We start from the raw sequence: 1,130 nt of genomic DNA, 5'->3' as shown, positions 1-1,130 counted from the left end.
AGGCCGAAAAAGCTGGTCTCGTTCACGAAACAATTGAAGTAAACGGTCAGCAAGTCACCTTATACGATAATAACGCTGATGCCCCAGTTCTAGTAATGTTGCATGGTTTTAGTGGTAGTAAAACGAATTGGTTGCGTCTAGCGCAGCAGTTCGGTTCGACGTATCGTGTGATTGTTCCAGATCTAATGGGGCATGGTGAAAACAAGCAAGATCTGAACGCGAGTTACCATATTGCTGATCAAGTTGCGTTTGTGAATGCTTTGATGGCGAAGCTAGATATCAAGAAGTTCCATTTGGTGGGCAATTCTATGGGTGGCGCTATCTCATCACTTTACGCAGCCCGTCATCCAGATCAAGTGTTATCGGTTACCTTAATCAGTCCAGCAGGTGTGCATACTCAGCCTTCGCAGATGGACGAAATTCTCGAGCAAGGGAGCAATCCTTTGATCGCAAAAACTGAACAAGACTTTTATCGGGTCTTAGAGTTTGTCATGGAAGTGAAGCCATTTATTCCCGATGCGATTGCAAAAGCGGAGGCTGAAATAGCGGTGTCTCGACTAGCGATCAACGAAAAGATTTTTAAAGACATTCGTTCAGACCTCACTAAAGGCTTAGACAAAGAATTCGTTAATATCACCGCGCCAACCCTAATCATTTGGGGAGAAGGAGATAAGGTGATTAGTGCCAAGAATATTGATGAATATGCGGCGCTGGTGAAGAACTCTAAGAAGGTTGTATTGCCTGGTATTGGTCACTTAGCAATGGTTGAAACACCAGAAAAAACAGCTGAACTAATGCGAGACTTTATCGGTAGCTAGACTCAAGCATTGATGAAATGAAGCCGCTATTGGGAAACTAGTAGCGGCTTTTTTTGTTTTGTGAGTGTTGTCTACGGTTAGGCATAAGTGGTTGTTGTTTTTAGAGGGTAACATCAGGCTCATTCTTCTGTTCCTGTCGGCGCTGGCCGACGGCAAGTCAGGGTCTTTGTTTCGCCAAAGACCCCAACACCCCAAAGGCGACCCGGATCGCTTACGCGCTCAACGCGATTATCCCTTCGTTCCATTGCGTCATTCCGGACAGCGAAGCGCGACAAGGTGAATTGCGCAACGCGCAAGAGAGGGAGCCCTGGG

At 46.3% G+C, this 1,130-nt stretch carries 2 protein-coding genes; one reads left to right on the top strand and one right to left on the bottom strand.

Annotation, left to right across the window (positions count from 1 at the left end):
- On the top strand, window positions 1-818 hold an 818-nt coding region (locus A3739_RS04740; RefSeq protein ID WP_068500504.1), incomplete at its 5' end, for an alpha/beta fold hydrolase.
- Window positions 819-937: 119 nt separating this feature from the next.
- Here the strand turns inward: A3739_RS04740 and A3739_RS30690 are convergent.
- Window positions 938-1,130: hypothetical protein (locus tag A3739_RS30690; RefSeq protein WP_231877009.1), on the bottom strand; the 193-nt coding region annotated here is incomplete at its 5' end.

The organism is Oleiphilus sp. HI0067 (assembly GCF_001635735.1).
Note: the sequence above shows the minus strand (reverse complement) of the source record. Positions and strands in the feature narration are given on the sequence as shown.